At 39.2% G+C, this 1,583-nt stretch carries 1 protein-coding gene; it reads right to left on the bottom strand.

The window, feature by feature from the left end; translation table 11 throughout:
• Positions 1–70: 70 nt before the first annotated feature.
• The gene (locus KTE19_RS13575; protein ID WP_217342510.1) at positions 71–1,366 is read right to left on the bottom strand and encodes a bacterial Ig-like domain-containing protein; all 1,296 of its coding nucleotides are present in this window, start codon (positions 1,364–1,366) and stop codon (positions 71–73) included.
• Between the last annotated feature and the right edge of the window lie 217 nt (positions 1,367–1,583).

The raw sequence follows: 1,583 nt of genomic DNA, 5'->3' as shown, positions 1-1,583 counted from the left end.
GGGCTAAAGCTATCCCCGGTGTACAATGTCAAATCTTTAACATTCACTGCGGTTTGATTAGCCAATACGGTTACTTTGGCCGTAGCGGACTTATCACCCATTGTAAAGGTAACATCATAAGTATCGGCTTAGACGTATCAACGTTGCCGGAAACCTTCAAGCCAGCCTTTACCGCATCGTCATAATTGGGATAACTAATTCCGTCACGGCCAGTAGCCGATACGAACAAATCTTTAGGAGAGTAAGTATCACCCGTATAATAGGTCTTGTTTTGGGCTTGAACGGCCGCCTTACTTGGTTCAATTGTTAAAGTTACCGTGTAACTTTTGCCGTCATAAGTAAAGGTAAGGGTATAGGTTTTAGCAGTATTCGTATCAGCAGGCATTCCAGTGATTTTCAAGGAACCATCCTTAACAGCATCTGATGGTTGAATTGAGTCGCCATCAGCATTAGTTATAGATTTAACGAAACTGGTTGGATCAAAATCAGCACCATTAGCAATAGTTTGATCTCCAGTTAATACAAGTGATGACTTATTAGGTTTGGGAACATAAGTCTCGGTGGCTGTAGGATGATTTGGATTATTTTTTTCATATAGACTAACTAGTTCAGCGGGTGAAAAAGTTTTGCCCTTAGGATCCTCATCAGTACCATCACCAACCGCCTGCCATTGATCTGCCCCTTTAGGTTTCTCCAAGCCTGCATCGGCCGTTAAGTATACTTTAGGGCCAAGCACCAGCTTACTTAAGCTGGAATCACCGGTAAATAAATCTTTAGTGGTAGTAACATTACTAGTATCCCAATTAGATAAATCAATTGATTGTAAGGCAGGATCGTCAGAAAAAGTATGCTGCATAGAAGTCGTATTGCTAACATTTATTTGATCCAAGTGATTAATACTGGTGACATTCTTAAAGCCCTGAAATAAATAATCGATATTAACATCAGCAGTCTTTGGACTCAGTATGGAGATATACGTAGTGACACTATCTCGATTAAGTCCTAGATATAAAATTTTATTAAAATCATCATTTCCTGCAATGCTAGTACCAGTAACAAATAACGAACCATCAGAGTACAAAGTCCAATAGGCACCTGATTTGTAATTCTGATTTACCGCACCATTTGGATTCTGAGCAGTTGCTCTTTGACTGTTTAGTTGCTGCGTTCCATTCGTATTAGAATTATTCACAACATTTAAAGCATTTCCCGCTGTCATTAAGTTGGCAAGATTATGGGCGGTTTGCGTACTCGTACCATTATCAGTATTGGCATTTTTGGCGCGAGCCGCTGACCCATTGAACGTCAATCCAGCTAGCACTAGCGCACATACTGACAGCTGACGAACAAGTTGTTTCTTATTCATTGCTTTATCCCCTTTTGTGTTCCTTTCATTGTGTTCCGCACGAAACATCATAATATACCTAAATAAGTATATCACGTGTGTAATCATGGAAGGCAATGTTTTGGATAAGTTTAATTTTAATCTTTCTCAATTTTTCTTGTAAGCACTAAATAATTGGACGTATTCAAAAAGGCATTCGAGCATGTTATTCTTCAGATAACACAATCGAATGCCTTTT

This window comes from Lentilactobacillus dabitei, assembly GCF_019061365.1.
GTDB classification, from domain to species: Bacteria; Bacillota; Bacilli; order Lactobacillales; family Lactobacillaceae; genus Lentilactobacillus; species Lentilactobacillus dabitei.
Note: the sequence above shows the minus strand (reverse complement) of the source record. Positions and strands in the feature narration are given on the sequence as shown.

Bases quoted from the DNA above. Each gene is read 5' to 3' on its own strand.
- KTE19_RS13575 (WP_217342510.1), bottom strand. From the start codon at position 1,366: ATGAATAAGAAACAACTTGTTCGTCAGCTGTCAGTATGTGCGCTAGTG.